At 59.9% G+C, this 25,286-nt stretch carries 17 protein-coding genes; 7 read left to right on the plus strand and 10 right to left on the minus strand.

What is annotated here, in order from left to right; genetic code table 11:
• Positions 1 to 134: 134 nt before the first annotated feature.
• The 8 genes from ACOYXJ_RS20220 to ACOYXJ_RS20255 form a co-directional block, all read right to left on the minus strand.
• Positions 135 to 2,633 carry a fimbria/pilus outer membrane usher protein gene (locus tag ACOYXJ_RS20220; protein ID WP_460371188.1) on the minus strand — a complete coding sequence of 833 codons (2,499 nt, stop codon included), beginning with the start codon at positions 2,631 to 2,633 and terminating at the stop codon, positions 135 to 137.
• Positions 2,634 to 2,718: 85 nt separating this feature from the next.
• On the minus strand, positions 2,719 to 3,468 hold the full coding sequence (locus tag ACOYXJ_RS20225; RefSeq protein WP_460371189.1) for a fimbrial biogenesis chaperone: 750 nt from the start codon (positions 3,466 to 3,468) through the stop codon (positions 2,719 to 2,721).
• 73 nt (positions 3,469 to 3,541) lie between these two features.
• Entirely contained in the window at positions 3,542 to 4,129 is a 588-nt protein-coding gene (locus ACOYXJ_RS20230) for a fimbrial protein (RefSeq protein WP_460371190.1), read from the minus strand.
• A gap of 108 nt (positions 4,130 to 4,237) precedes the next feature.
• Complete coding sequence (locus tag ACOYXJ_RS20235) at positions 4,238 to 4,885, minus strand: response regulator (RefSeq protein ID WP_460371191.1); 648 nt, start codon at positions 4,883 to 4,885, stop codon at positions 4,238 to 4,240.
• 22 nt (positions 4,886 to 4,907) lie between these two features.
• Positions 4,908 to 8,069 (minus strand): hybrid sensor histidine kinase/response regulator, encoded by a 3,162-nt coding sequence (locus ACOYXJ_RS20240; protein WP_460371192.1) that lies wholly within the window; start codon positions 8,067 to 8,069, stop codon positions 4,908 to 4,910.
• Between the two features lie 84 nt (positions 8,070 to 8,153).
• Positions 8,154 to 9,341, minus strand: a complete 1,188-nt coding sequence (gene pvrR / locus ACOYXJ_RS20245; protein ID WP_336346346.1) for a response regulator cyclic di-GMP phosphodiesterase PvrR — start codon at positions 9,339 to 9,341, stop codon at positions 8,154 to 8,156.
• The gene (locus ACOYXJ_RS20250; RefSeq protein WP_460372990.1) at positions 9,328 to 12,138 is read right to left on the minus strand and encodes an ATP-binding protein; all 2,811 of its coding nucleotides are present in this window, start codon (positions 12,136 to 12,138) and stop codon (positions 9,328 to 9,330) included. The genes pvrR and ACOYXJ_RS20250 overlap by 14 nt, the downstream gene beginning before the upstream one ends.
• Positions 12,139 to 12,232: 94 nt before the next feature.
• Complete coding sequence (locus ACOYXJ_RS20255) at positions 12,233 to 13,237, minus strand: fimbrial protein (RefSeq protein ID WP_460371193.1); 1,005 nt, start codon at positions 13,235 to 13,237, stop codon at positions 12,233 to 12,235.
• 310 nt (positions 13,238 to 13,547) lie between these two features.
• Between ACOYXJ_RS20255 and ACOYXJ_RS20260 the strand changes: the two genes are divergently transcribed.
• The 4 genes from ACOYXJ_RS20260 to ACOYXJ_RS20275 all read left to right on the plus strand — a co-directional run bounded on the left by ACOYXJ_RS20260 (position 13,548) and on the right by ACOYXJ_RS20275 (position 18,373).
• Positions 13,548 to 14,030 (plus strand): MarR family winged helix-turn-helix transcriptional regulator, encoded by a 483-nt coding sequence (locus ACOYXJ_RS20260; RefSeq protein ID WP_077573642.1) that lies wholly within the window; start codon positions 13,548 to 13,550, stop codon positions 14,028 to 14,030.
• Complete coding sequence (locus tag ACOYXJ_RS20265; RefSeq protein WP_460371194.1) at positions 14,020 to 15,489, plus strand: efflux transporter outer membrane subunit; 1,470 nt, start codon at positions 14,020 to 14,022, stop codon at positions 15,487 to 15,489. Before ACOYXJ_RS20260 ends, ACOYXJ_RS20265 begins: the two co-directional genes overlap by 11 nt.
• Positions 15,490 to 15,504: 15 nt before the next feature.
• The gene (locus ACOYXJ_RS20270; protein WP_150774797.1) at positions 15,505 to 16,707 is read left to right on the plus strand and encodes an HlyD family secretion protein; all 1,203 of its coding nucleotides are present in this window, start codon (positions 15,505 to 15,507) and stop codon (positions 16,705 to 16,707) included.
• 136 nt (positions 16,708 to 16,843) lie between these two features.
• Positions 16,844 to 18,373 (plus strand): DHA2 family efflux MFS transporter permease subunit, encoded by a 1,530-nt coding sequence (locus tag ACOYXJ_RS20275; RefSeq protein WP_095050765.1) that lies wholly within the window; start codon positions 16,844 to 16,846, stop codon positions 18,371 to 18,373.
• A 217-nt stretch (positions 18,374 to 18,590) separates the two neighbouring features.
• On the opposite strand, the gene lpxH is transcribed toward ACOYXJ_RS20275, so the two are convergent.
• A complete protein-coding gene (gene lpxH / locus ACOYXJ_RS20280) occupies positions 18,591 to 19,337 on the minus strand; it encodes a UDP-2,3-diacylglucosamine diphosphatase (protein ID WP_007912467.1) in 747 nt (248 codons plus the stop codon).
• Entirely contained in the window at positions 19,334 to 19,837 is a 504-nt protein-coding gene (locus ACOYXJ_RS20285; protein WP_460371195.1) for a peptidylprolyl isomerase, read from the minus strand. Before ACOYXJ_RS20285 ends, lpxH begins: the two co-directional genes overlap by 4 nt.
• Positions 19,838 to 20,103: 266 nt before the next feature.
• On the opposite strand from ACOYXJ_RS20285, the gene ACOYXJ_RS20290 reads away from it, so the two are divergent.
• The 3 genes from ACOYXJ_RS20290 to ACOYXJ_RS20300 all read left to right on the plus strand — a co-directional run bounded on the left by ACOYXJ_RS20290 (position 20,104) and on the right by ACOYXJ_RS20300 (position 25,039).
• Positions 20,104 to 21,801: a glutamine--tRNA ligase/YqeY domain fusion protein gene (locus ACOYXJ_RS20290; protein ID WP_034154737.1), complete on the plus strand. Its 1,698-nt coding sequence runs from the start codon at positions 20,104 to 20,106 to the stop codon at positions 21,799 to 21,801.
• Between the two features lie 21 nt (positions 21,802 to 21,822).
• Positions 21,823 to 23,205: a cysteine--tRNA ligase gene (gene cysS / locus ACOYXJ_RS20295; RefSeq protein WP_077573639.1), complete on the plus strand. Its 1,383-nt coding sequence runs from the start codon at positions 21,823 to 21,825 to the stop codon at positions 23,203 to 23,205.
• A 616-nt stretch (positions 23,206 to 23,821) separates the two neighbouring features.
• Positions 23,822 to 25,039: an MFS transporter gene (locus tag ACOYXJ_RS20300; protein WP_460371196.1), complete on the plus strand. Its 1,218-nt coding sequence runs from the start codon at positions 23,822 to 23,824 to the stop codon at positions 25,037 to 25,039.
• Positions 25,040 to 25,286 lie beyond the last annotated feature (247 nt).

Raw genomic sequence — 25,286 nt, forward strand, 5'->3', positions numbered from 1 at the left:
TTTGGAATGCGTTCCCCTGTAGGCCTTCGCCTGCTCGCGATAGCGTTTTTTCAGTCGATATCAATGGTGCTGCTGATGGCCTTATCGCGAGCAGGCTCACTCCTACACTGATCTGCGGCAGGCAAGGATTTTTCTTACGGCAGATTAACTGGGGGCGGGCGGCACACCAGCGAGGCCCGCTCGTAATTCAACGCCTTGTCACGTTCAGGTAACGCATACGGTGCTTCACAACGCTGGCCTTGCCAGTTGATGGTCAGCGTCCCGGTGTCGCTTTCCACCAGCGCCAGTGCCTTGCCGCTCGGGTCGGAGATTGCCAGTTGCTTACCCGCGCCATCTTCAAGCGACGCGCCGAAGGGAATCGGCTGGTGCTGCGCATCGAACAAGGCAAATTGCACACGGCGACCGGTCTTGCTCGCGTAGCGTGCCAGCACCACCGCCCCGCGGCGTGGCACCACTTGCTGGGTGGCGTTTTCAATTTCAAAGTCGCCGCCCAGGTCGCGGGTGTCGAGGCTGATCCAGTTGACCCGATACGGCTGCGCATTGGATACCACGGCGAAGCCGTTGCCAGCGGTTTTGGCCCCGGAGAAACTGGCGATCTTCACGCCTTCCACACCCTCGACCTGCGCGAGAGCGAAAGTTTCGCCGACGGTTTGCCCAAGGTTGATCCCGCCCGCGTGGCCGACCACGGAACCGGCAACATTGAGACTCTGCGAATTGTAGCCGCGCCCCTGGCTGTAGCCGGCGCTGATGTCCATTACCGACGTGCGGGTAGTGAGGTTGGCCGATCCGCTGCTGCCGCCGGTGCTGCTGTTGCCACCTTGCACCGAGTAATAGGTGTCGCTGTCTTCGGACAGGTAACCATTGATGCCGACCTGAGTGCTGCTGTTGTCCTTCTGCGTGCTGGCCGAGACGAACGCGCGCGGCGCGCGGGGCTTTGAGCCTAGTGGGAAAGACAGCGACAGGTTGAGCAACGTGTCGTTGTTCGCCGGGCCATAGTTGCCGACATCCTTGGTGTAGGTCGCGCTGAGGTTGTAGCTGACGTCACGCCAGTAGTTGCTGTATCCGGCCGACAGACTTTGCGAGCCCCCGCGGCCCCAGTAGCGCTGGTCAGTAGCGTTGAGGTAAAGGCTGCCGAATTCCTGGTTGCGTCCCAGGCTCTGGTTGATGGTCAGGTCAGTGCGGGTTTTCGAATTGCCGGTGCGCTGCTCACCCTCACGGCTCAGTTCTTCGACGTGTTCGCTCAAGGTGCGATAGCCCTCGGTCGAATAGCGATAAGCGGCGAGGGTGAAGTTGGTGTCAGTACCGGTGAACGTCTTGGCGTACAGCGCGCGCAGGCTGTTGCCCTTGAGCGTCTGGCCGAAGGTGCGACTGCTGGAGTGGGTCAGGTCGAGCGAGATCGCACCGATCGCCGTATTGCGCCCGGCGCCGATCGACAGTGCTTGAAAATCCTCGGTGGCCTGGGTGCCGACAATCGCCGACAGGTTACTGCTGACGCCATAAGCCACCGTGCTGCTGATAAATTCCGGCGTCTGCTGATCATCGCTGTTGCTGTTGTAGCGGCCCGCTGAAACGCTGTACTTCAGCTGACCTTCGCGCACCATGATCGGCAGGCTGGAAAACGCCTGCACCGTCACCCGGCGTCGACCGTCGGCTTCGATCACCGTGATTTCCAGATCGCCGTTGGAGCCGCTGGGGTAGATGTCGCTGATCTCGAACGGCCCGGGCGGTACGTTGGCGGTGTACAGAATGTAATTGTTCTGGCGAATCTCCACCGTGGCGCTGGATTGCGCAATGCCGCGAATCACCGGTGCATAGCCGCGCTCGCTGTCGGCGCGCATGCCGTCGTCAGAGGCCAGTTTCAAGCCGCGATAGCGCACGCTGTCGAACAGGTCGGCATCGGAGAAAATATCCCCGGCACTGAACTGGCCTTTCAACGCGGTGACGTCATGTTGCAGATAGCTGCGGTTGCTCTTGAAGGTACTCGGCCGGCCGGTGCTGCTGTTGAAGTTGGATTCGTTGCGCAAGCGCCAGCCGCCGAGGTTGATGCCATTGCGCAGGCCAATGTTATTGGCAAACGTGGTCTCTGCATCGGTGCTGTTGCGGTTGCTGCTCACCTGATAATTGATGAACGCCGCCGGTACACCTTCGTCCCACAGCGCCGGGTCGACATAACCACGGCGGCCACGCTCCATGGCACTTTGCGGCACGCTGACCAGCAAACGCAGGCGCGGCACGTCATAGCGCACGGTGGCATGGTCAATCAGCGCGGGCAGATCGAGGCAGGCATCCGCATCGGCGACGTCGAGTTTGCCGCTGGCCTGCAGCTTGCCAATATCCACGCCCACTTGCTTGAGCATGTCCAGGGTCAGGCAGGCCTCGACCTTGTGGCTGCCAGTTGGCCGCCGAAAATCGATGTCACGACGGCCGACCAGCGTGTCGTTGGCGTACAGGTCGACCCGGTAAGTACCGGGGAGTACGCGGCTGCCGGCGAGCAGCGATTGCAGATCGACGGCGGATGTCGCGCCTTGCAGAAACGAAATATTGAACTGTTCATCGGCGTCGGCCAGACATGTCGTGCTGAACACCAGGGCAACCGAAAGCGGCGCCAGGCCATCGCGCTTGAATAAAAACATGCAGGAACCCTATATCACCTCCGGTACGAACTAACGGAGCGAAGAGAAATACAGTGAAAGTGCGGCTGTTAAAGCGGCACGCGAGTTATGGTGTTTGTTTATCCAGACTGGCGCTAACTTCGGCGCTGCTGGAAAGTTGCGCGACATAACGGTCTCGGGCGCCATAGTCGTTGATGCTGCTGAATAACAGGCGGGGCGAATTGATTGCGTGAAGTTGTTTGAGCACGAACTCTTTTTGTTCCCCCGGAGCAATCATCATTGAATCAAAGGGATGCTCGCTGGTTGCGCCGGATTGCACGGTGATATCGGCAATCGACACGTGATACAGGCCCGGATTTTTTACCAGCAGCACACTATTACCGGCACGCTCGATCAGTCTCCAGGTCAGCTCGGCCGGGGCTTGATAGGCGTTGTTTTTCAAACCGGCAGGGCGGAAGAACACCTTGATGCGCTGACGCACCGCCAACTGCAGGGTATTGGCGGTTTTTGCCGATTGCGGGATTTCCTGCACGTTCAACCACACCACCGACTCTCGGTCTGTGGGCATGCCGGTGCCTTCGTAAATAACCCGCAAAATCTGTTGCTCATCACCACTGACGCGCACCAGCGGCGGGGTTACGGCGAAAGGCACCGTGCCGGTTTCGTTGCTGTCGGTATCGACCCAGGACTGAATCAACACGTCTGCGCCGCTGTTGCGCACGGTGATGCCGGCTTCCTTATGCTTGCCGTCGAAAATCAACCGGGTGCTGCTCAAGGAAATACCGGCCATGGCCTGATTGACGGCAAACAGGCCCAGAAGGCCGACGCAAAGGGATAGAGAGTGACGTAAAAACATGGAAAGTTACCGCGCATAGAGAAGGAAAGTGCAGGGCCAGTCGGCCCTGCACCGTGTTCAAGGATCGCGCGGTTTATTCGTATTGCAGGGTGAACGGCAGGGTCGCGTCGCCACGGCCGGCTACCGCCAGTTTCGGGTCAACGGTGGTGACGTAGGCTGCCGAGAATTTCAGGGTGGTGTTGCTGTCCTGCAGGGTGTTTTCGATGCGGGCGGTGGTCGGCGAAGTCAGGTCGATCACGGCGCCATTGGCATCCAGCAGAGCGATGCCGATGCCTTTCGCAGAACCCAGACCGTCGATCAGTTTCAAGACCTTGGTACCGGTTTCGATCCCCGAGCCTGCGCCCTTGGTCGGTTCAAAGATCATCGCCACTTTGGTCCCGGCGTTGCAGTTGATCTTCATGTCGAAGTTCTCGACGCTCAGCGTACCGTTACCTTTTGGCGCAGTGGCGGTGCCCATGTCCTTGATCGACACTTCACCCATGTTTACCGAAATGGTTTTGTCCTTGCCGGCGCCTTCCACCGAGCAGGCATCGTTGTTGATGGTGCCGGTAAAGTTGATGGTCCCACTGCCAGCCTTGGTCGGCACAACCGGATCGGCCGCCAGAACATTACCGGCAGCGAAGATCGACAGGGCGAGAAGTGTGCGAGACAGTCTTTTCATGTTGCTTTTCCATTGGTGGGGTTAAAGCAACACAATAGAACTCGGGTTCGCGGTGGAACATCAGACGATTCCTAGATGCGCGGATGTTACGCGCAAGTGCACAGTTGTTTATTTGAACAAGTTGCGTTCGATGCAATAAGCCAGTAACTCTTGATCGCTATTGACTTCAAGTTTGCGCATGGCCGAGATTTTTTGCGTACTGATGGTTTTGGCACTTCTGTTCAATCCCCTGGCAATTTCGTTAACGCCTTGGCCTTGAACGAACAGTCGCAGAATTTCATGTTCCTTGGGCGACAGTCGGGAAAAGCGTTCATCCAGATCCGCGCCATCGTTCAGCACGGACGTGGGGGCTGGTTCTTTGTGGCGTACCCGGTTGCCTTTGGCAATGGCTTTGAGCGCCACTTCTATTTCAGCGTGCAGCTGGCTTTTCTGAATCACCGCCAGCACACCGAGTTCCTGCAGGCGGGTCAGGATCAGAGGATTGGAAATCATGGTCAGGACCAGCACCCTGACTTCGGGAAAATGCCGGGTCACGTATTCCACCAGCTTCAGGCCGTCACCGTAGCGCGAGTCACCGGGCATATTGAAATCGGTGATCAACAGGTCCACCGCCTGAGACTTCAGCAACTCGATCAAGCCATCGGGACACACTGCCTCGCCCACCACGTTGAAGCGTCGGTCACGCTCGACCAGTTCCCGTACCCCCAGAAGGACGATGGGATGATCATCGGCGATGACAACGTTGAAGGTTTCCATGGGTGCTTTATCCAGAGTGAAATTATTCGAGGGTGTCGAGCAGGTCAGTCAGACGCGCCAGCTGTTGGCGCACTTGCAGGGCCAGCGCCGGGGTGATCGCCATGCCGGTCAGGCGACATTCCAGCTCGACCAGCGCGCAGGCCAGGGCCTCGACCCGCACGGCGCCGAGTGCCCCGGCAATACTGTGCAGTTGCTGTGCGACGCTGCTGGCGTTGGCCGCATCCAGCGCGGTCAGTGTGGTCTGAACGTCGCGGCGCAGGGTCGCGACAAACAGCTCGCGCATTTTTGGTGAGAGGGTCGGCGTGGCGTCTGCCACCGGCGCGATCACTGTCTGGCAGTGGCTTTGCAGCTGCGTGCGCAGTGTCGCCAGGTTCAGCGGCTTGACCATCCATGCGTTCATGCCGACGGCGGCGCAACGTTCGCCTTCTTCGCGCAGGGCATTGGCGGTGACGCCGATGATTGGCAGCGTTGCATCCTGCTGGCGCAGTGCGGCGGCCAGCTCGTAGCCGTTCATGATCGGCATGTTGACGTCGGTCAGCAGCAGATCGAAGCGTCCGGGTGCCCATTGCACCAGCGCCTGTTCGCCATTGGCGGCGACGACTACCGAACAGCCCAGCGCCTCCAGTTGTTCCTTGATGATCGCCGCGTTGATCGTATTGTCCTCGGCCACCAGCACGCGCAGATTCAGTGCTCGGCTGTTTTCCTGCTGCGAAGGCTCGCGCGGGTGACTGGCGCCGTGTCGGGCCAGCGCAATTGCCCAGCCAATTGCACGTACATCGTCGGCATCAACCAGCCAGCCGCTGCCGCTCACCTGCGCCGGATTGGGGCCGCCCGCCATGGCGATGATTCGCGGGCCATCGAATACGGTGGCGTTGGGCAGCGGCGCGAGGTCTACCAGCAGCGCCGAGGAGGGCGGCAGTTCGTTCGTCACCAGGCGGCAATCAAGGCCAAAGCGGTCAAGCCAGGCGCTAAGATGCTGCGCCAGTTCGGCCACCGGCGCCCGTACATATACGGCGGCGCCACCGGGCATAAACGATGGGCAATCGGCGAGGCTGCCAGGCGCGCAATCCAGGGTAAGTTGCAAGTTGAAGCGGCTGCCCAGTCCCGGCTCGCTGACCACGTTCAACTGACCCTGCATCAACTCACACAGCCACTTGCAAATGGCCAGACCCAACCCGGCGCCGGCATGACTGTCGGCTTCGTTGACTTGATAGAACGGGTCGAACAACTGCTGTTGCTGCGCCTGGGAAATGCCCACGCCCGAATCGCTTACCTGCCACTGCACCTCGACGCGACCGCCCGTGTTTTGCAGCACATGAACGCGCATGACCACACGGCCATTGTCAGTGAACTTGATGGCGTTGCTCAGCAAGTTATTGAGGATCTGGCGAATGCGCTGCGCATCACCGAGCAATTGATCCGGTAGCGCCGCATCAATGCAGGCATACAGTTGCAAACCTTTGCCACGGGCAAACGCGCCGAAGCTGCGCACGACGTCTTCGGTCAGCTCCAGCGGACAAAACGGCTGAAGCTCGAGATTCATTTGCCCGGCCTCGATCTTCGACACATCCAGCACGTCGCTGATCAGCTTGAACAGACTGGCCGACGAGCGCTGGATGGTGTCCAGATAAGCCTGTTGACGCGGGTTCAGCGTGGTCAGACCGAGCAGTTCCAGCGTGCCGAGCACGCCATACAGCGGCGTGCGGATTTCATGGCTCATCGTCGCCAGAAACCGGCTCTTGGCCCGATTGGCCGAATCAGCGGCCTGGCGCGCGACCTCAAGCGCCGCCGCGTCTTCGACATGGCGGGTCACATCGTGCAGTGCACACAGCCAGGCGTCCTGGCCCTGATAACGGGTGGCGACGAACGCGACATGCAAATGCCGACCGTCAATTTCCAGTTCGGCATGGCCCTGGCCGGTCGCTGCCTGCCGGTCGAGCAGGTTGATCAGTTCGCGGGTGTCGTGCCATTGCTGGGCGCGCTGGTTCTCCAGCAACACCTGATGATCACGGCGGCTGATCACGCACAGACCGGTGGGCGCGGTGTCGATGACCGCGCGGCTGAACGCTTCGCTTTCGGCGATGCTCGCGTGGGCACTTTGCGCGGGAAGAATGACGCGCTGGGTGTACCAGCGATTGAGTGCCCGGCCACTGCCGAGCAGGGCGAGCACGAGAACCAAAAGGCACAGCAACGGCCACAGCGCGTAATCGAGAAAGCTCTGCACACTGATCACGTAAATTGCCATCCACGGACGTTCGCCGGGGCTGGTCAGCTGGAACACCAGGCCATCTGCGGTCAGATTCGCGCCTTCATTGAGCACTTGACCGGGCTTCAGCGCACCGATCAACACCGTACCGTCGGGCGTGAGCAGGGTGAAGTCGTCGTAAATCGACCACGCCATCAAACGCTCGATGTTGTTGACCTGGGACAGTTTCAGCAGCGAGCCGACCACCGCCCAGGCGTTGGCGCCTTCGATGGCCTGCGTCGGTTTGCTCAGATTGATCCGCACGTAGGCCAGCAGAGTCGGGGTAACGTTGTCCTCCTCGGCGAACGCGTAGGGCTCCCAGTGAACCTGCGCTGAAGTCTGCGTGCGCCGTTGCATGCTCATCCGGGTCATGATCTCGACGAAGGTGCTTATCTGCGTCGGCCCTGCACCACGCAAACGGCCGGCGGCGGGCACGGCGATATCGAAATTGTCCGGCCCATTGAGCAGGATCACCTGCGGCGACTGGTAATGCGAGGCTGCCCAGAAGGCGCTGTAATAAGCCGCCAGATAGCTGCCGAGGGCAAACACCTTGGGGTGTTGGCTGGGGGCGATTCGCTCCGGATCGATCTTTACGCTGAACGGCAGCGAAAACGGCAGCCCACGGCCTTCGTAAATGTTCGGCCCTTCTTCGGGCAAAAGCTTTTGGACAACAGGCGGCGTCACAGCTTCGGAAAGGTACACACCCTTGGCGCTGGCCCTTGAGATCGCGTCGAGAAAGGCTTCCTGCTCGTGAATGTTTTCCATCAGCCGGGCGAAGTGGAACTGCAGGGTATCGCGCTGTTCTTCCACCATGCGCTGCACGCCCAGATAACTGATGCCCAGCAATAGCAGGACCAGCGCACCGAGCACCAGCAAGCTCTTGTTCAGGCGAAGCGAACTGCTGGCGAGTCTTTCCAGAAATGCGTTGGGCTGCGGCATTACAACGCCTGATCAGTCAAAGTGGAAAAGTGTCTGGACACAAAGACCTCGGTTGCAAACGGTGTCGTCAACAGCGTCTGGGGTTCACCAGGCATTGGCCGGTCCATCATGGGTCAGCAACTGCTGGAACTGCTCCGCAGACACGGCGTGGGAGATCAGGAAACCCTGAACCTGAGTGCAGTCGATCTTACGCAACAGAGCAAGTTCTTGCGCGGTTTCCACGCCTTCGGCGACCACCGTCAGGCCCAGTTGCCGACCCAGGGTGACAATGCTGGTCAGCGCCTGGGCCAGCTCGGCGTTACTGTTGCAACCCTGCACCAGCGCGCGGTCGATTTTAAGCTCGGTGAAAGGCGCCGACACCAGATTCATGTAAGAACTGTAGCCTTTGCCGAAATCATCCTGAGACAAACCGAAACCCTTGATCCGCAAGCGGCAGGCGCCGGCATAGAAATTACTGATGTCATCGGGCACCGAGCATTCCATCAACTCGAAACAGATCCGCGCCGGCAGGCCTTCATGTTGCAGCACGAAAGCGAGGATGCGGTCGGGCAGATCATGGCTGTTAAGCAGGTGCGTGGGCAGATTGATCGACACCGGAATGTCATAGCCCTGCTGGCGCCATACGCTTTGCGCGGCAATCGCCTGTTCCAGCATTCGCCAGAGCAGCCGTTCTTCGAGGTCATAAGCAATCAGCGCCGGTAGAAATGCCCCCGGCAACAGCGTGCCATGTTCGGGATGCATCCAGCGCACCAATGTTTCGGCGGCGACGATGCGGCCATTGTCCAGCGCCTTTTTGGGTTGGAACCAGGCCTGTAATTCACCCTTGTCCAAGGCATGCACAATACTTTGCCGATCAATGCCGGGCTGCGTCGCGACCGGGCCGGCCTGGCGCAGCGTCTGTAACTGCTCGATCAGACAACGCAGGGCCGCGCTATTGACCGGTTTGGAAATCAGCCCGATGACTTTGACCTGCAGGTTGCTCGCCACCAGGCTCGCGCCCATCAGCATGCGCCGCGAGGCAGCGCTCATGATCGCCAGTGCCGGGCGCGAGGGTTGCGCGGCCAGGCCCTGAATGAACTGCACGCCGTCCATGCCCGGCATCAGCAGATCGGTGAGGACCAGATCGAACTCGCGGTTCTTCAGGCGCCGCAAGGCTTCTTCGCCGTCCCGGGCAAACTCCAGATCGAAGACGCCCAGCTCGTTGAACAGATTCTGCAAGTACAGGTGCTGGAACGGATGATCTTCGACAATCAGCAGGCTAGAGGACTTCATGGGCGACTCGTTCGTAGGGAGCCAGGACAATCGACAAGGCTCTTAGCGTAAAAGGTTTGACCAGGCAGTGGTTCATGCCGGCCGCCAGGCACAGGGCCTCTTCACCGCGCAGGGCGTTGGCGGTGGCGCCGATGATCGGGGTGGTGCAGCCCAGGCGGCGCAAGGTTTTGGCCAATTCATAACCGTTGAGTCGTGGCATGTTGACGTCGCTGAGCACGACATCGAAGGTGTCGTCCTGCCACAGTGACAAGGCCTCTTCGCCATCGCTGGCCAACGCGACCGTGCAGCCCAGTTCTTGCAATTGGTCGCGCAGGATCAACTGGTTGATTGCATTGTCTTCGGCCACGAGGATGTGCAGGTGCAGCGGCGCCAGCGCCAGGGTTTCTGCCTGTTGCGGATGTTCAATGGTCTGACCGCCCTGAGCCTGACGCACGGCTTGGCGGATCGCGGCCAGGTCACTCAGATTCGCCACCCAGCCTTTGTCCGTGCATTGCGGCTCACAGGCCGCATCGCTGCTGGCCACTACCCGCGGCCCTGACCAGTGCAGTTCGCCGCGCGGCTCCATCGGTGCCGGGTACAGTTCCAGTAACACGCCAGCGTCGGCAGATTCGTGGTTGTCCGGCGCGCCGAGATGCGGTCGGGCGCCCCAGCGGCGCAGCCAGCCAGCGAGGCTTTCAGCCAGTTCGCGTACCGGCGACACCACGTAAACGGTTTCACCCGCCAGCTTCGGCGCTGCTGCGGGCAATCCGCTGCCCGCGCGCTGCTCCAGTGGCAAGGTCAGGGAAAAACTGCTGCCCAGCCCCGGTTCACTGACCATGCGTAGCGTGCCGTTCATCAAATTCGTCAGCCGCAGACAGATCGGCAGGCCCAGGCCGGTGCCCGCGACCGCATGGCTATTGCCTTGGGTCTGGTAGAACGGTTCGAAGATAAATGCTTGATCAGCATGGGCAATGCCGCGACCGGTGTCCGTCACCTGCCATTGCACGCAGACGCGTTCGCCTTCACGGGACAGCGCTTTGACCCGCAACACCACGCGTCCGGAATCGGTGAATTTGACCGCGTTGCTCAACAGGTTATTAAGAATCTGCCGCACCCGGCTGACATCGCCCACCAGGCTGTCGGGCAGTTGCGGATCAAAGCACGCATACAGCTGCAAACCTTTGCTCTGCGCCGCCGCCGCGTACCCCTGCACCACCTCCTGCGCCAGCGCAACGATGGAAAAATCGCTCAGCTCGAGCGCCAGTTGCCCGGCCTCGATTTTCGACACGTCGAGCACATCGCAGATCAATTGCAGCAGCGTCGCGGACGAGCCTTCGATCGCGCGCAAATAGCTTTGCTGCTGGCTGTCAAGCCGAGTGCGGGCGAGCAGCTCGAGGGTGCCGAGCACGCCATACAGCGGCGTGCGGATTTCGTGGCTCATGGTCGCGAGAAACAGGGTTTTCGCTTCGTTGGCGGCATCGGCCGACTGGCGCGCCTGCTCCAGCGCCGCTTCGATTTGCCGGCGCGCGCTGATATCGCTGAAGGCGCAAAGCAATACGTCTTCACCTTTGTAGCGGGTCGGCGCGCAGCTCAGGTACAGGTGCCGGCCATCAGCGGTGTCGAAATAGTCGGTCAGGCAGGGCGCATTGTCGTCAAACGCAGCGCGAATCCAGCCGGGGCCCAGTTGCTGGCTGCACGTGCCCAGCCATTGTTGGGCAAGGGTATTTTCCAGTACCACCTGGCCATCGCTGCGGCGCAACACGCAGAGTGCCACCGGTGCGGTCTGGATCACGTCGCGGCTGAACAGCTCGCTTTCCACCAGCGCCTGAATCCGGTGCAGTGTCGGCGTGATGAAGCGATGTTCCAGACGCCGGGTCAGCAGGCACACCAGGCTGATGCTCGCCAGACAGAACACCAGTGCGCCGAGCATCTGCGGCCACAAGGCCCAAAGCACCGCCAGCAAGTCGATGGAGTAGGTGAGTTGCCAGTCCGATGACTTGAGCTGTTTGCGCAATACCAATTGCTCGGGCAGCCAGCCGTCGCCGACGAATCCGAAGAAATCCTGCTGGCGCAGCAGTGGCAGATCCTGCCCGGGGGGCGGCTTGTGGCTGTTGCTGAACAGCGGCATCCCTTGCGAGTTGAACATGGTGAACTCGCCGGCACTGTGGTCGCTCAGCGCATTGGAGACTTCACGGTCGTCCATTTCCAGACCGAGCCAGCCGGAATCGGGATCGCGATCATCCAGACGAATGAAGATGTACAGCTGCGAGTGCCCTTGCAAATGGTGGGTCAGCCAGATTTCTTTGAGGGCGCTGGTGTTGTCGCGTTTGAAGGTTTCCAGGCGATCAAGCATCGCACGCGGAAAATCGCCAGCCATGGGCGTTGTGTTGTACAGGCGCACCTGCGCCTCGGCGCCGCTGCTGACGTAGAGCAGATTCAATTTGCGCGCTTGCAGATAGTCGCGCATGCGCTGGGTCAGCCAGATGCTCCATTGCTTGCCTGGGGTTTGTCCCAGCAGCAGCCGGATTTCTTCCTCGGACAGCGGCGCGCTCAACGCGGTCTGGCGAGTCGCCGACAAACTCAGGCTTTCCAGCAGCGCCTCGCGGGTGGTGAAAAAGGTGTGCGCCTCGGCGATGGCGCTGCTCATGTAGCTGCGCCGCTGAGAAATTTCGTTGTTGAAGGTGAACAGCAGAAAGCTGTACACGCCGCCGAGGATGCCCACCAGCAACACCCACGCAAAAATGCGCAACAAACGTCGCGCAGCGTGGGGTGTGGACAGGACCGGGCTGATCTGATGGAGGTAGTTCTTCAATCGCATCCCGGCACAGTAGGAGCGGCCGGGCATGGTGAAAATCAGACGATTCTTAAAGAGGGCTGCGCGAACAATTGGCTATAGCAACCCATCAATGGATTCAAAGGTAACTCATGACAAATGCAATCGTTGCGTTGGCTGTACCGGCGCGCATGCCCTTGTCAAAACCGCCATTGCCACCTGTTTCAGCGACGCGAAAGTAACGAGCGCTCAGGGGGATCTTCAAGTTGCCTCCCGCAGAGGAATAGTCCGCGAATACATAGCTTTGATGTAAAACCAAGGGGTTTCCATCGCTATTGAGTACTTGCAGAGCCACCCCCTGAGCAGTCGAATCTGCACTCAGCTTTACGATGCCTCGCGTGGAGTTTTGCGAGGGGGAAGTTGAGGTGGGCTTGAGGGTGTAAGTCACTTTGTTTATGCCTGCCGGGCAATTATTGAGATTGATGTTAAATTTGACGGGTTCGGAATACGCTCCGTTATTGGCAAAGCTACTTATGTCATGCGACCCCATGTCTACTTTGATGTCAGGCGTTTCACAGGATTGAGGCACAATCGTTGTGCCATTGGTCGCCATTGCGAGTGGTGACACTCCATCTGCATGGAAAATCCCAAGTGTTCCTGCCGGTATTTTCTGTACATCGATTACATCCGCTATTTTGAATAGCCGTAGCACGTGTCTTGTGGTGTCCCATCCGTATCCGCCCGCCTCTCGGCGAATACCCGGATAAATGGGTAGGGTTACATTGTCTTTGTAGGACCACTGCCATGCGAGCCCGGTGTTTCCGATTGCGTAAACAAGGTCGCCCGATTTAGACACACCGACGTTGTTCTGAACACCATATGAAAACTCGTTAGTACATTTATACGAGCTGGGCGTAGGTCCCATTGTGAAGGGAGGACTTTCATATATCACGGTGCCGTTAGGTGTATCACGAGGAATCGAAAGTGTAGCGGGTACTTGCATAGTGATAGTTGTTTGATGATGACCCGGGTAGAACGCGCAATTAGCCGCGCCCGCGTAGCTGGGTGCGAAAAGTAACGACAGACATAGCGTGTGTATCAATTTCGTTAGCTGGAGCGGGCGCTGGAGTTTGAAACGTTTCATGAAGAGGGCTTTACGTATCGGCCAGTGAGCGGCGTACGTTAGCCAAGGCATTCAAGCCCGCCCATCAGGCGATTCTTAGAAAGCAATCATCCCTTGCACCGTGTTGCCGCCTTTGCGAGCAGGCCCGCTCCCACATTGAATGCGTTCTCTGTGGGAGCGAGCCTGCTCGCGAAGGCGGGCGCCCACGTAATAAAACCCAGTCCACTGGTCAACTAATTACCAAGCCTCCTAACTATTCCATTGACATTCGCTGCCTAGGCAGTAACATCTCGACATACATTCACTGCCTAGGCAGTTATTAGGTGAGCAAATGAAGCACTTCACCCCGGACGAATTCAAACATTGCCATCTCGGCCTGTTGCTTGGCCGTGCTGCGCTGCTCAAGGACCGGATCATCGACACCCACATGGAGCCCCACGGCATCACCGCCGCGCAGTTCAAGGTGTTGATCATCATGGCCCAGTTCGGCGTCGATACCCCGGCCGAGCTGTGCCGGCACCTGTCGCTGGACAGCGGTTCGATGACGCGCATGCTCGATCGTCTGGAGCAGAAAGGTTTCCTCGCTCGCCAGCGCAGCGAAGGCGATCGCCGTCAGGTGCAACTCAAGCTGACCGAACAAGGCCAGCAACTGGCCGATCGCCTGCCGCACATCGGCGCCGATGCGATGAATGAACTGGCCGGCGCCGTCACTCCGGACGAGTTGAAGACTCTGGAATACATCCTCAAGAAAATCCTGCTGGCAGCCGGTGACCCGATCACCATCCAGCGGTTAGGTGAACACAATGAGCGGTAAAACCTTGCGCAGCAGCCTGACGCTGGTGCTGTCGGCGATGATCCTCGCCGGCTGCGCCAACTACAGCGGCCTCGACACTCAAGGCAAAAGCCTTGATGCGAAAAGCCTCAACGCCAGCCAATCCCTCAACGGCGTGACCCTGTCGCCGGCCGCGTGGCCGAAAAGCGACTGGTGGACCAGCCTCGGCGACCCGCAACTCGATGGCCTGATCCGCGAAGCGTTGCACGACAGCCCGGACATGCAAATCGCCGAAGCGCGCGCCCATCAGGCCAGCGCTGCCGCGTATGCCGAAGATGCCGAACGTTATCCGACCCTCGACGCCAGCGCCGGCATCAGTCGTTCGCGTCTGGCTCGCGATCAGGATCCGCTGGGGCAGGGTGGGGCTTATTCGACGGTGCGCAATGTCAGCGCCGGCTTCAATTACAACTTCGATCTGTGGGGCGGTCAGCGCGATGCGTGGGAAGCTGCCCTCGGTCAGGCCCGTGCCGCTGAAGTCGATCGTCAGGCTGCACAACTGACCCTGGCCGCCGACGTCGCTCGCGCTTACAGCGATCTCGGGCAGGCGCACATCGTTTACGACCTGGCGAACGAAGACCTCAAACGCACCAGACAAATGCTCGACCTGAGCCAGCGTCGCCTCAGTTCCGGGATCGACAGCCAGTACCAGTTCCAGCAAACCCAGAGTCTGGAAGCCAGTTCCGAAGCCAGCCTGATCGACGCGGAAAAGCGCCTGAACAGTGCCAAGATCGCTTTGGCCGTGCTGCTTGGCAAAGGCCCGGATCGCGGCAACGAAATCGCCCGACCGAAAGTCCTGCAAGCCAGCGACGTCGCGGTGCCGTCGGTGTTGCCGGCGGAACTGCTCGGTCGGCGCCCGGATCTGGTCGCTGCGCGCTGGCGCGTCGAGGCGGCGAGCAAAGACATCGACTCGGCGAAAACACGCTTTTATCCCAACTTGAACCTCACGGCTTCGGCCGGTGCCGAATCCCTTTTGGGCGACGCGATGTTCGGCTCGGCCAGTCGCTTCTTCAACATTGCCCCGACCATTTCGGTGCCGATCTTCGACGGCGGACGCCTGCGCGCCAACCTCGATGCTCGCGACGCCGATTACGACTTGGCGGTGGCGCAGTACAACAAAAGTCTGGTGAAAGCACTGGGCGATGTCAGCGACACGATCAACCAGTTGCGTGACATCGGTCGGCAGATCGGCGCGCAGCAACACGCCACCGACATTGCGCAGGATTCTTACAACACCGTCGTCCAGCGTTACGGTTCCGGCATCGGCAACTACCTGGACGTGCTCAGCATCGAGCAGCAATTGCTCCAGGCCCAGCGTCAACTGGCCAATCTCAATGCCGAGCAGATCGACCTGTCGATTCAACTGATGCAAGCGCTGGGCGGCGGCTTCCAGGGTGACACCCTGACCGCAGTCAACGCCAGCCCAGCCACGCCGCACAACTAATTCAAGGTAATTGTCATGGCCACTGCCGAAAACACCCAAGCTCAAGGCAACACTCCCGACACCGGCAACCCGCGCAAACGCAAAGTCATGCTGTTGCTGCTGGCCGTTGTCGTCGCGCTCGCCTGCGCCGGCGTCTGGGCGTATCACGAATTCATCGGGCGCTTTAACGAAAGCACCGACGACGCCTACGTCAACGGCAACGTCGTTGAAATCACCCCGCTGGTGACCGGCACCGTGGTCAGCATCGGTGCTGACGATGGTGATCTGGTTCACGAAGGTCAGGTGCTGATCAACTTCGACCCGAACGACGCTGAAGTCGGCCTGCAAAGTGCGCAGGCAAAACTGGCGCGCACCGTGCGTCAGGTACGCGGCCTCTACAGCAACGTTGACGGTATGAAAGCTCAGGTCAACGCGCAACAGGCCGAAGTGCAGAAAGCCCAGGACAACTACAACCGCCGGAAAAACCTCGCGCAGGGCGGGGCGATTTCCCAGGAAGAACTGTCCCACGCTCGCGACGACCTGACCTCGGCGCAAAACGCCCTGGCCAACGCCAAGCAGCAACTGAAAACCACCAGCGCACTGGTCGATGACACCGTGGTCTCGTCGCACCCGGACGTGATGTCGGCCGCCGCCGATCTGCGTCAGGCCTACCTGACCAATGCCCGCAGCACCTTGATCGCGCCGGTCACCGGTTACGTCGCCAAGCGCACCGTACAACTCGGTCAGCGTGTACAACCGGGCACGGCGTTGATGGCGGTGATTCCGCTGGATCAGCTGTGGATCGACGCCAACTTCAAGGAAACCCAACTGCGTGACATGCGCATCGGTCAGCCGGTCGATATCGAGTCCGACATCTACGGCAGCGACGTGAAATACAGCGGCACCGTCGACAGCCTCGGCGCCGGTACCGGTAGCGCGTTTGCTCTGCTGCCGGCGCAGAACGCCACCGGTAACTGGATCAAGATTGTTCAGCGTGTGCCGGTGCGGATTCACATCAACGCCGAAGAACTGGCCAAGCATCCGCTGCGTGTCGGCCTGTCGACCAATGTTGAAGTGAACCTGCACGACCAGAGCGGCCCAGTGCTGGCGCAGCAGCCGCCGCAAAAAGCCTCGTTCAGCACCAACGTCTACGACCGTCAACTGGCCGAAGCCGACGCGATGATTGCGCAGCTGATCCACGACAACAGCGCTGCGGTCAGCAAAACCGCGCAACGCTGAATCTTTTCCTTGTGGGAGCGAGCCTGCTCGCGAAAGCGGTGGGTCATTCAGCATTTATTTGTCTGAAAGGCCGCCTTCGCGAGCAGGCTCGCTCCCACAAAGGGCCCGGCGCTAATCAGGTTTCATAGGATTCACAATGAGCAATAACGCCTCTTTCACGCCGCCCAGCCTGTTGCTCAGCACCATCGGCCTGTCGCTGGCGACCTTCATGCAAGTGCTCGACACGACCATCGCCAACGTGGCGCTGCCGACGATTTCCGGCAACCTCGGGGTGAGTTCGGAGCAGGGCACCTGGGTGATTACCTCGTTCGCCGTGAGCAACGCCATTGCGCTGCCACTGACCGGATGGCTCAGCCGTCGGTTCGGCGAGGTGAAGCTGTTTCTCTGGGCCACGATTCTGTTTGTGCTGGCCTCGTTTCTCTGCGGTATCTCCACGTCGATGCCGGAATTGATTGGCTTCCGCGTCCTGCAAGGTCTGGTCGCCGGGCCGCTGTATCCGATGACGCAAACCCTGTTGATCGCGGTCTATCCGCCCGCGAAGCGAGGCATGGCCCTGGCGTTACTGGCGATGGTCACGGTGGTCGCACCGATTGCCGGGCCGATTCTCGGTGGCTGGATTACCGACAGCTACAGCTGGCCGTGGATCTTCTTCATCAACGTGCCGATCGGGATTTTTGCGGTGATGGTGGTGCGTTCGCAACTGGCCAAACGTCCGGTGGAAACCAGCCGTCAGCCGATGGATTACGTCGGGCTGATCACGCTGATCATTGGTGTCGGCGCGTTGCAGGTGATCCTCGACAAGGGCAATGACCTGGATTGGTTCGAGTCGAACTTCATCATCATCGGCGCGGCGATTTCGGTGATCGCGCTGGCGGTGTTCGTTATCTGGGAAATGACCGACCAGCACCCGGTGGTGAATCTGCGGCTGTTCGCCTACCGCAACTTCCGCATCGGCACGCTGGTGTTGGTGCTGGGTTACGCCGGGTTCTTCGGCATCAACCTGATCCTGCCGCAGTGGTTGCAGACGCAGATGGGCTACACCGCGACCTGGGCCGGCTTGGCCGTGGCGCCGATCGGCATTCTGCCGGTGCTGCTGTCGCCGTTTGTCGGCAAGTATGCGAACAAGTTCGACCTGCGTTTACTGGCCGGGCTGGCGTTTCTGGCGATTGGCTTGAGTTGCTTCATGCGCGCCGGATTCACCAATGAAGTGGATTTCCAGCACATCGCGCTGGTGCAGTTGTTCATGGGTATTGGTGTGGCGCTGTTCTTTATGCCGACCTTGAGCATCCTCATGTCGGACCTGCCGCCGAGTCAGATTGCTGACGGCGCGGGTCTGGCGACTTTCCTGCGGACGTTGGGTGGTAGCTTTGCGGCTTCGTTGACTACGTGGATCTGGATTCGCCGCGCGGATCAGCATCATGCGTATATGAGTGAGAGCATCAGTACCTTTGAACCGGCGACGCGCGAGACCTTGAATCATTTGGGCGGGGCGAGCCAATCGGCTTATGCGCAGATGGATCAGATTTTGACGAGCCAGGCGTACATGCTGTCCACCGTGGATTACTTCACGTTGTTGGGCTGGGGGTTTATGGGGTTGATTCTGATTGTGTGGCTGGCGAAGCCGCCGTTTGCCGCCAAGGCGGGGCCGGCGGCTTCAGGGCACTAAGGTCAAAAGCCCCTCACCCTAACCCTCTCCCGGAGGGAGAGGGGACTGATCGTGGGTTTCTTTCGAGGTACGCCGACCTGAGCTACCGAGTTGAGCTCCGGTTGGGTAAAGCATGATTTGAAATCGTGAGTCGAACTCAGGTTTGAACAGCACTCGGTCGGCTCCCTTTCCCCCTCGCCCCCCTGGGGGAGAGGGCTGGGGTGAGGGGGTAAAGCTTTTAGCCGTGCGGCAAAGCCAGTGGCGGGGCGAAGTCGAACGGCGCCAACGCGTAGCCGCTCTCATCCACCTGCAACGCCCAACCCTGCCGATCCCAATCCCCCAGCACAATCCGCTTCGCCGCTTGTTCACCAAGCTGCAACTTGTGAATCGCCGGGCGGTGAGTGTGGCCGTGGATCAGGGTTTTCACGCCAAATTCCTGCATGATCCGCGGAATCTCTTCCGGCGTGACATCGACAATGTCATTGGCCTTCATCCGCGTCTGCGCCTTGCTCTCGCTGCGCAGTTTGCGCGCCAGTTTATGGCGGCTGCTCAGCGGCAGATTGCGCAGGATAAACAGCGTGATCGGATTACGCAGATAGCGCCGCAGCTTCATATAGCCAACGTCGCGGGTGCAGAGGCTGTCGCCGTGCATCAACAGCACGGGCTCGCCGTAAAACTGCACGACACTCGGATCCTTCAACAACGTACAGCCGGCCTGCTTGCAGAAGGCCTTGCCGAGCATGAAGTCGCGATTGCCGTGCATCAGAAAAATCGCCGTGCCGCTGTCGCTGAGTTCGCGCAGGGCCTGGCAGATGGAACGCTGGAAGGGCGTCATGGCGTCGTCGCCAATCCACGCTTCGAAGAAGTCGCCGAGAATGTACAACGCACTCGCCGAGCGGGCGCGTCCGGCGAGCAAATCCAGAAACGCCCGGGTTATGTCCGGGCGCTCCTCTTCCAGATGCAAGTCTGAAATCAGCAATATCACTCAATGATCTCGGCTTTCTCGATGATCACGTCGTCTGCTGGTACGTCCTGGTGGCCGGCCTTGGAAGTGGTCGAAACACCTTTGATCTTGTCGACAACGTCGGTGCCAGCGGTCACTTTACCGAATACCGCGTAGCCCCAGCCTTGCACGTTCTTGCCGCTGTGGTTGAGGAAGGTGTTGTCGGCGACGTTGATGAAGAACTGCGCGGAAGCCGAATGCGGCTCCATGGTGCGGGCCATGGCAATGGTGTATTTCTCGTTGGAAAGACCGTTGTCGGCTTCGTTCTGGATGCTTGGACGCTTGTCTTTCTTTTCTTTCATGCCTGGCTCGAAACCGCCGCCCTGGATCATGAAGTTACCGATGACACGGTGGAAAACGGTGTTTTCGTAGTGACCGGCGTTGACGTACTCGATGAAGTTGGCGACGGTGATCGGCGCCTTTTCAGCGTTCAGTTCGATGACGATGTCGCCATGATTGGTGGTCAGTTTGACTTGAGTCATGATCGGTGCTCTTTTTCAATGAAGCGTTTTATAAGGAATTCGTGGGTAATGGGACATTTGCGCCCGTTACCGGTTCAGCCCGTGGGCCAAGGTGCGCAGTTTAGCGTGACAGGCGCGAATTTCGAGGCTGTTTTTCCAAATCCCTGCGATTAAATGCGCTCCTTTATAGGCCGTGCTCTGTCAGCCCCTTGACAGCATCGGCTATGATAGCGGCTTTGTTTTGTCTGGCCCCCTCTGCGGCCGCGCACATGTAAGTCAAGGATCCTATGAGCAAGCCCACTGTCGACCCTACCTCGAATGCCAAGTCCGGCCCTGCCGTGCCGGTCAATTTCCTGCGGCCGATCATCCAGGCAGACCTGGACTCGGGCAAGCACACCCAGATCGTCACCCGTTTCCCGCCGGAGCCCAACGGCTACCTGCACATCGGCCACGCCAAGTCGATCTGCGTGAACTTCGGCCTGGCCCAGGAGTTCGGCGGCGTCACGCACTTGCGTTTCGACGACACCAACCCGGCCAAGGAAGACCAGGAATACATCGACGCAATCGAAAGCGACGTCAAATGGCTGGGCTTCGAGTGGTCCGGCGAAGTGCGCTACGCCTCGCAGTATTTCGACCAGTTGCACGATTGGGCCGTTGAGCTGATCAAGGCCGGCAAAGCCTACGTTGACGACCTGACTCCAGAGCAAGCCAAGGAATACCGTGGCAGCCTGACCGAGCCGGGCAAAAACAGCCCGTTCCGCGACCGTTCGGTAGAAGAAAACCTCGACTGGTTCGCCCGTATGCGCGCCGGTGAGTTCCCGGACGGCGCCCGCGTGCTGCGCGCGAAGATCGACATGGCCTCGCCGAACATGAACCTGCGCGACCCGATCATGTATCGCATCCGCCACGCCCATCACCACCAGACTGGCGACAAGTGGTGCATCTACCCGAACTACGACTTCACCCACGGTCAGTCGGACGCCATCGAAGGCATCACCCACTCGATCTGCACCCTGGAATTCGAAAGCCATCGTCCGCTGTACGAGTGGTTCCTCGACGCATTGCCAGTGCCGGCGCACCCGCGTCAGTACGAGTTCAGCCGTCTGAACCTCAACTACACCATCACCAGCAAGCGCAAGCTCAAGCAACTGGTCGATGAAAAGCACGTCAACGGCTGGGACGATCCGCGCATGTCCACGCTGTCGGGCTTCCGCCGCCGTGGTTACACGCCGAAATCGATCCGCAACTTCTGCGAAATGATCGGCACCAACCGTTCCGACGGCGTGGTCGACTTCGGCATGCTCGAATTCAGCATCCGTGACGACCTCGATCACACCGCGCCACGCGCCATGTGCGTGCTGCGTCCGCTGAAAGTCGTGATCACCAACTACCCGGAAGGCCAGGTCGAAAACCTCGAACTGCCGCGCCACCCGAAAGAAGACATGGGCGTTCGCGCTCTGCCATTCGCTCGGGAAATCTACATCGACCGTGACGACTTCATGGAAGAGCCGCCGAAGGGCTACAAGCGCCTGGAACCGGCCGGTGAAGTGCGTCTGCGCGGCAGCTACGTGATCCGTGCCGACGAAGCGATCAAGGACGCCGATGGCAACATCGTCGAACTGCGTTGCTCGTACGATCCGGAAACGCTGGGCAAGAACCCGGAAGGCCGCAAGGTCAAAGGCGTGATCCACTGGGTGCCGGCCGCCGCCAGCGTTGAGTGCGAAGTGCGTCTGTACGATCGCCTGTTCCGTTCGGCCAACCCTGAGAAGGCCGAAGACAGCGCGAGTTTCCTCGACAACATCAACCCTGATTCGCTGCAGGTACTCACCGGTTGTCGTGCTGAGCCATCGCTTGGCAATGCACAGCCGGAAGACCGTTTCCAGTTCGAGCGCGAAGGCTACTTCGTTGCCGATTTGAAGGACTCGAAACCAGGTCAGCCGGTATTCAACCGTACCGTGACCCTGCGTGATTCGTGGGGCCAGTGATTCAGCGTCAAGGGAAATAACGTGCTAACGATCTACAACACGCTCACCAAGAGCAAAGAAGTCTTCAAGCCGCTGGATGGCAACAAGGTGCGCATGTACGTCTGCGGGATGACCGTGTACGACTACTGCCACCTCGGCCACGGCCGCAGCATGGTCGCGTTCGACCTGGTGACCCGCTGGTTGCGGTTCAGCGGTTACGACCTGACCTACGTGCGCAACATCACCGACATCGACGACAAGATCATCAACCGCGCCAACGAGAACGGTGAATCGTTCGAAGCGTTGACCGAGCGCATGATCGCCGCGATGCACGAAGACGAAGCGCGCCTGAACATCAAGAAGCCGGACATGGAACCGCGCGCCACGGATCACATTCCGGGTATGCACGCGATGATCCAGACCTTGATCGACAAGGGTTACGCCTACGCCCCGGGCAACGGTGACGTGTACTACCGCGTCGCCAAGTTCATGGGCTACGGCAAGCTGTCGCGCAAGAAAATCGAAGACCTGCGCATCGGCGCGCGCATCGAAGTCGACGAGTCGAAACAGGACCCGCTGGACTTCGTGCTGTGGAAAGCCGCCAAACCGGGTGAGCCGAGCTGGGAATCGCCATGGGGCGCCGGGCGTCCGGGCTGGCACATCGAGTGCTCGGTGATGTCCACCTGCTGCCTCGGCGAGACCTTCGACATTCATGGCGGCGGCAGCGACCTCGAGTTCCCGCACCACGAAAACGAAATCGCCCAGAGCGAAGCGGCCACCGGCAAGACCTACGCCAACGCGTGGATGCATTGCGGCATGATTCGCATCAATGGCGAGAAGATGTCCAAGTCGTTGAACAACTTCTTCACCATTCGCGACGTGCTGGAAAAGTACCACCCGGAAGTCGTGCGCTACCTGCTGGTGTCGAGCCACTACCGCAGCGCGATCAACTACTCGGAAGACAACCTCAAGGACGCCAAAGGCGCTCTCGAGCGTTTCTACCACGCGTTGAAAGGCCTGCCGAACGTGGCTCCAGCCGGCGGCGAAGCGTTTGTCGAACGTTTCACCACGGTGATGAACGATGACTTCGGTACGCCGGAAGCTTGTGCCGTGCTGTTCGAGATGGTGCGTGAGATCAACCGTCTGCGTGAGAGCGATCTCGATGCGGCGGCAGGTCTGGCGGCGCGTCTGAAAGAGCTGGCGAGTGTGTTGGGTGTGTTGCAGTTGGAGGCGGATGACTTCCTGCAGGCGGGCGCTGAAGGGCGTGTTGATGCGGCAGAGGTTGATGCGCTGATTGCGGCGCGTCTGGCGGCGCGGGCGGGTAAGGATTGGGCTGAGTCGGATCGGATTCGTGATCAGCTGACGGCAATGGGCGTTGTGTTGGAAGACGGCAAGGGTGGGACTACCTGGCGTCTGGCTGACTGAGATCAGGGACGCGGAGCGTCCCGGGCTGCATTCCCACGCGGAGCGTGGGAACGATCAACAAAACCCGCCTTGTGCGGGTTTTTGTTTGGCCGCAAGAAAAGCCCCTCACCCTAACCCTCTCGACCGAATGGGGGATGCTTGCGAGATACGCCGACCTGAGCGATTTCTGCCGAATCCATAATCGATACAACTTTTCAGGTCGATGTACAACGCCAGACACCTCGGTCGGCTCCCTCTCCCTCCGGGAGAGGGCTGGGGTGAGGGAGAGGGTGTCAAAGAGACACGCCGACTTGAACCTGCCTTGAATCCATAATCGACTGGTTTTTTCAGGTCGATGTACAACGCCAGACACTTCGGTCAGCGCCCTCTCCCTCCGGGAGAGGGCGGGGGTGAGGGGAATGGCGTCAAAGAGATCCTCCGACCTCAATGCTCCGTACTAAATCCATAACCGACTCGGTCTTTCAGGTCGCTGCACAACGCCAGACACCTCGGTCAGCTCCCTCTCCCCCTGGGAGAGGGCTGGGGTGAGGGTTGCTTTTGGCGTTCGCGTAGGTCTTGATGTCGGCAACGCGTTCAGCCGGATGCTGAGCGGTGACGATCATGTAAGGGAAACACCATGGCCAATCACTATCGCGAACTGCTAACGACCCCCGGCGCCACCGGGCTAGTGCTCGCGAGTTCTATCGCACGCTTGCCGCAGGCAATGATCGGCATTGGCATCATCACCATGCTGGTCCAGCAAACCGGGGTTTACTGGCTGGCCGGCACCGTCGCCGGGACGTTCACCCTGGCCAATGCACTGCTCGGCCCTTACATCTCGAGACTGGTCGATCAACATGGCCAGAGTCGCGTACTGCCCGTCGTCACCGCGTTCAGCATTGCCATGCTGCTGGCGCTGATCACCGCCGTCTACTTGCGCGCTCCAGCCGCACTGCTGTTTGTTCTGGCGGCACTGGCGGGGACGATGCCGAGCATGCCGTCGATGATCCGCGCCCGATGGTCGCAGTTGTTCCGGGGCAAGCCGCAGTTGCACACGGCGTTCTCGCTGGACACGGTCCTAACCGAAATGGCCTACATCGTCGGCCCGCCGTTGGCGATCGGTTTGAGTGTGAGTTTTTTCGCCGAAGCGGGGCCCCTTGTCGCGGTCGGGCTGCTGGCCGTCGGGGTCACGGCGTTTCTGCTGCAACGCCAGACCGAACCCAAAGTTGTCGTGGGCCACGCCAGCCATAGCGGTTCAACCCTGCTGATCCCCGGCGTTCGCACCATTGTCCTCGCGTTGTTGGCGATGGGGGTCATTGGCGGAGCAATCGATGTCGCCGTCGTGGCTTTCGCCAATGCACAAGGCTGGCCGGCGTCGGCGACTTTCATCCTTGCTGCCTATGCGTTCGGTTCGCTTGTGGCGGGCCTGACGTTCGGTGCGATGAGGGTTTCGCTGGCGATCGAAAAACAGTTCCTGATCGGGATATTGGTCACGGCGTTCACCGGCGTGCTGCCGATTTTTGCCACGGACGTTTATGTCCTGTCAGCGACGCTGTTTATAGCCGGGATTTCGTTTGCGCCAACGATGGTCGTGGTCATGAAGCTGGGGACGATCATCATCCCGCCGTCGCGGATCACCGAAGGGCTGACGTGGATGACCACCGGTATCAGCATTGGCGTTGCTCTGGGCGGCATGCTGGCGGGGTTGGTGATTGATGCGTGGGGCGCGCGGGCGGGGTTTGGCGTCGCCATTGGCGCTGGGACCATGATGGTGGTTGTTGTACTGGTGGGGTTGCGCACATTGGAGGCGGCTTCGGTTGCGCATGTTGAGCCGGAATTTTCGCCCTCACCCTAGCCCTCTCCCCCAGGAGAGGGGACTGAATGGGGGATGTTCAGGAGATACACCGACTTGACCGATTTGCGCCGAATCCATAATCGACCGGGTGTTTCAGGTCGATGCACCACGCCAGACACCTCGGTCGGCTCCCTCTACCTCCAGGAGAGGGGACTGAATGGGGGATGTTCAGGAGATACACCGACCTGACCGATTTGCGCCGAATCCATAATCGACCGGGTGTTTCAGGTCGATGCACCACGCCAGA

This window comes from Pseudomonas sp. Tul2A7 (assembly GCF_054790505.1).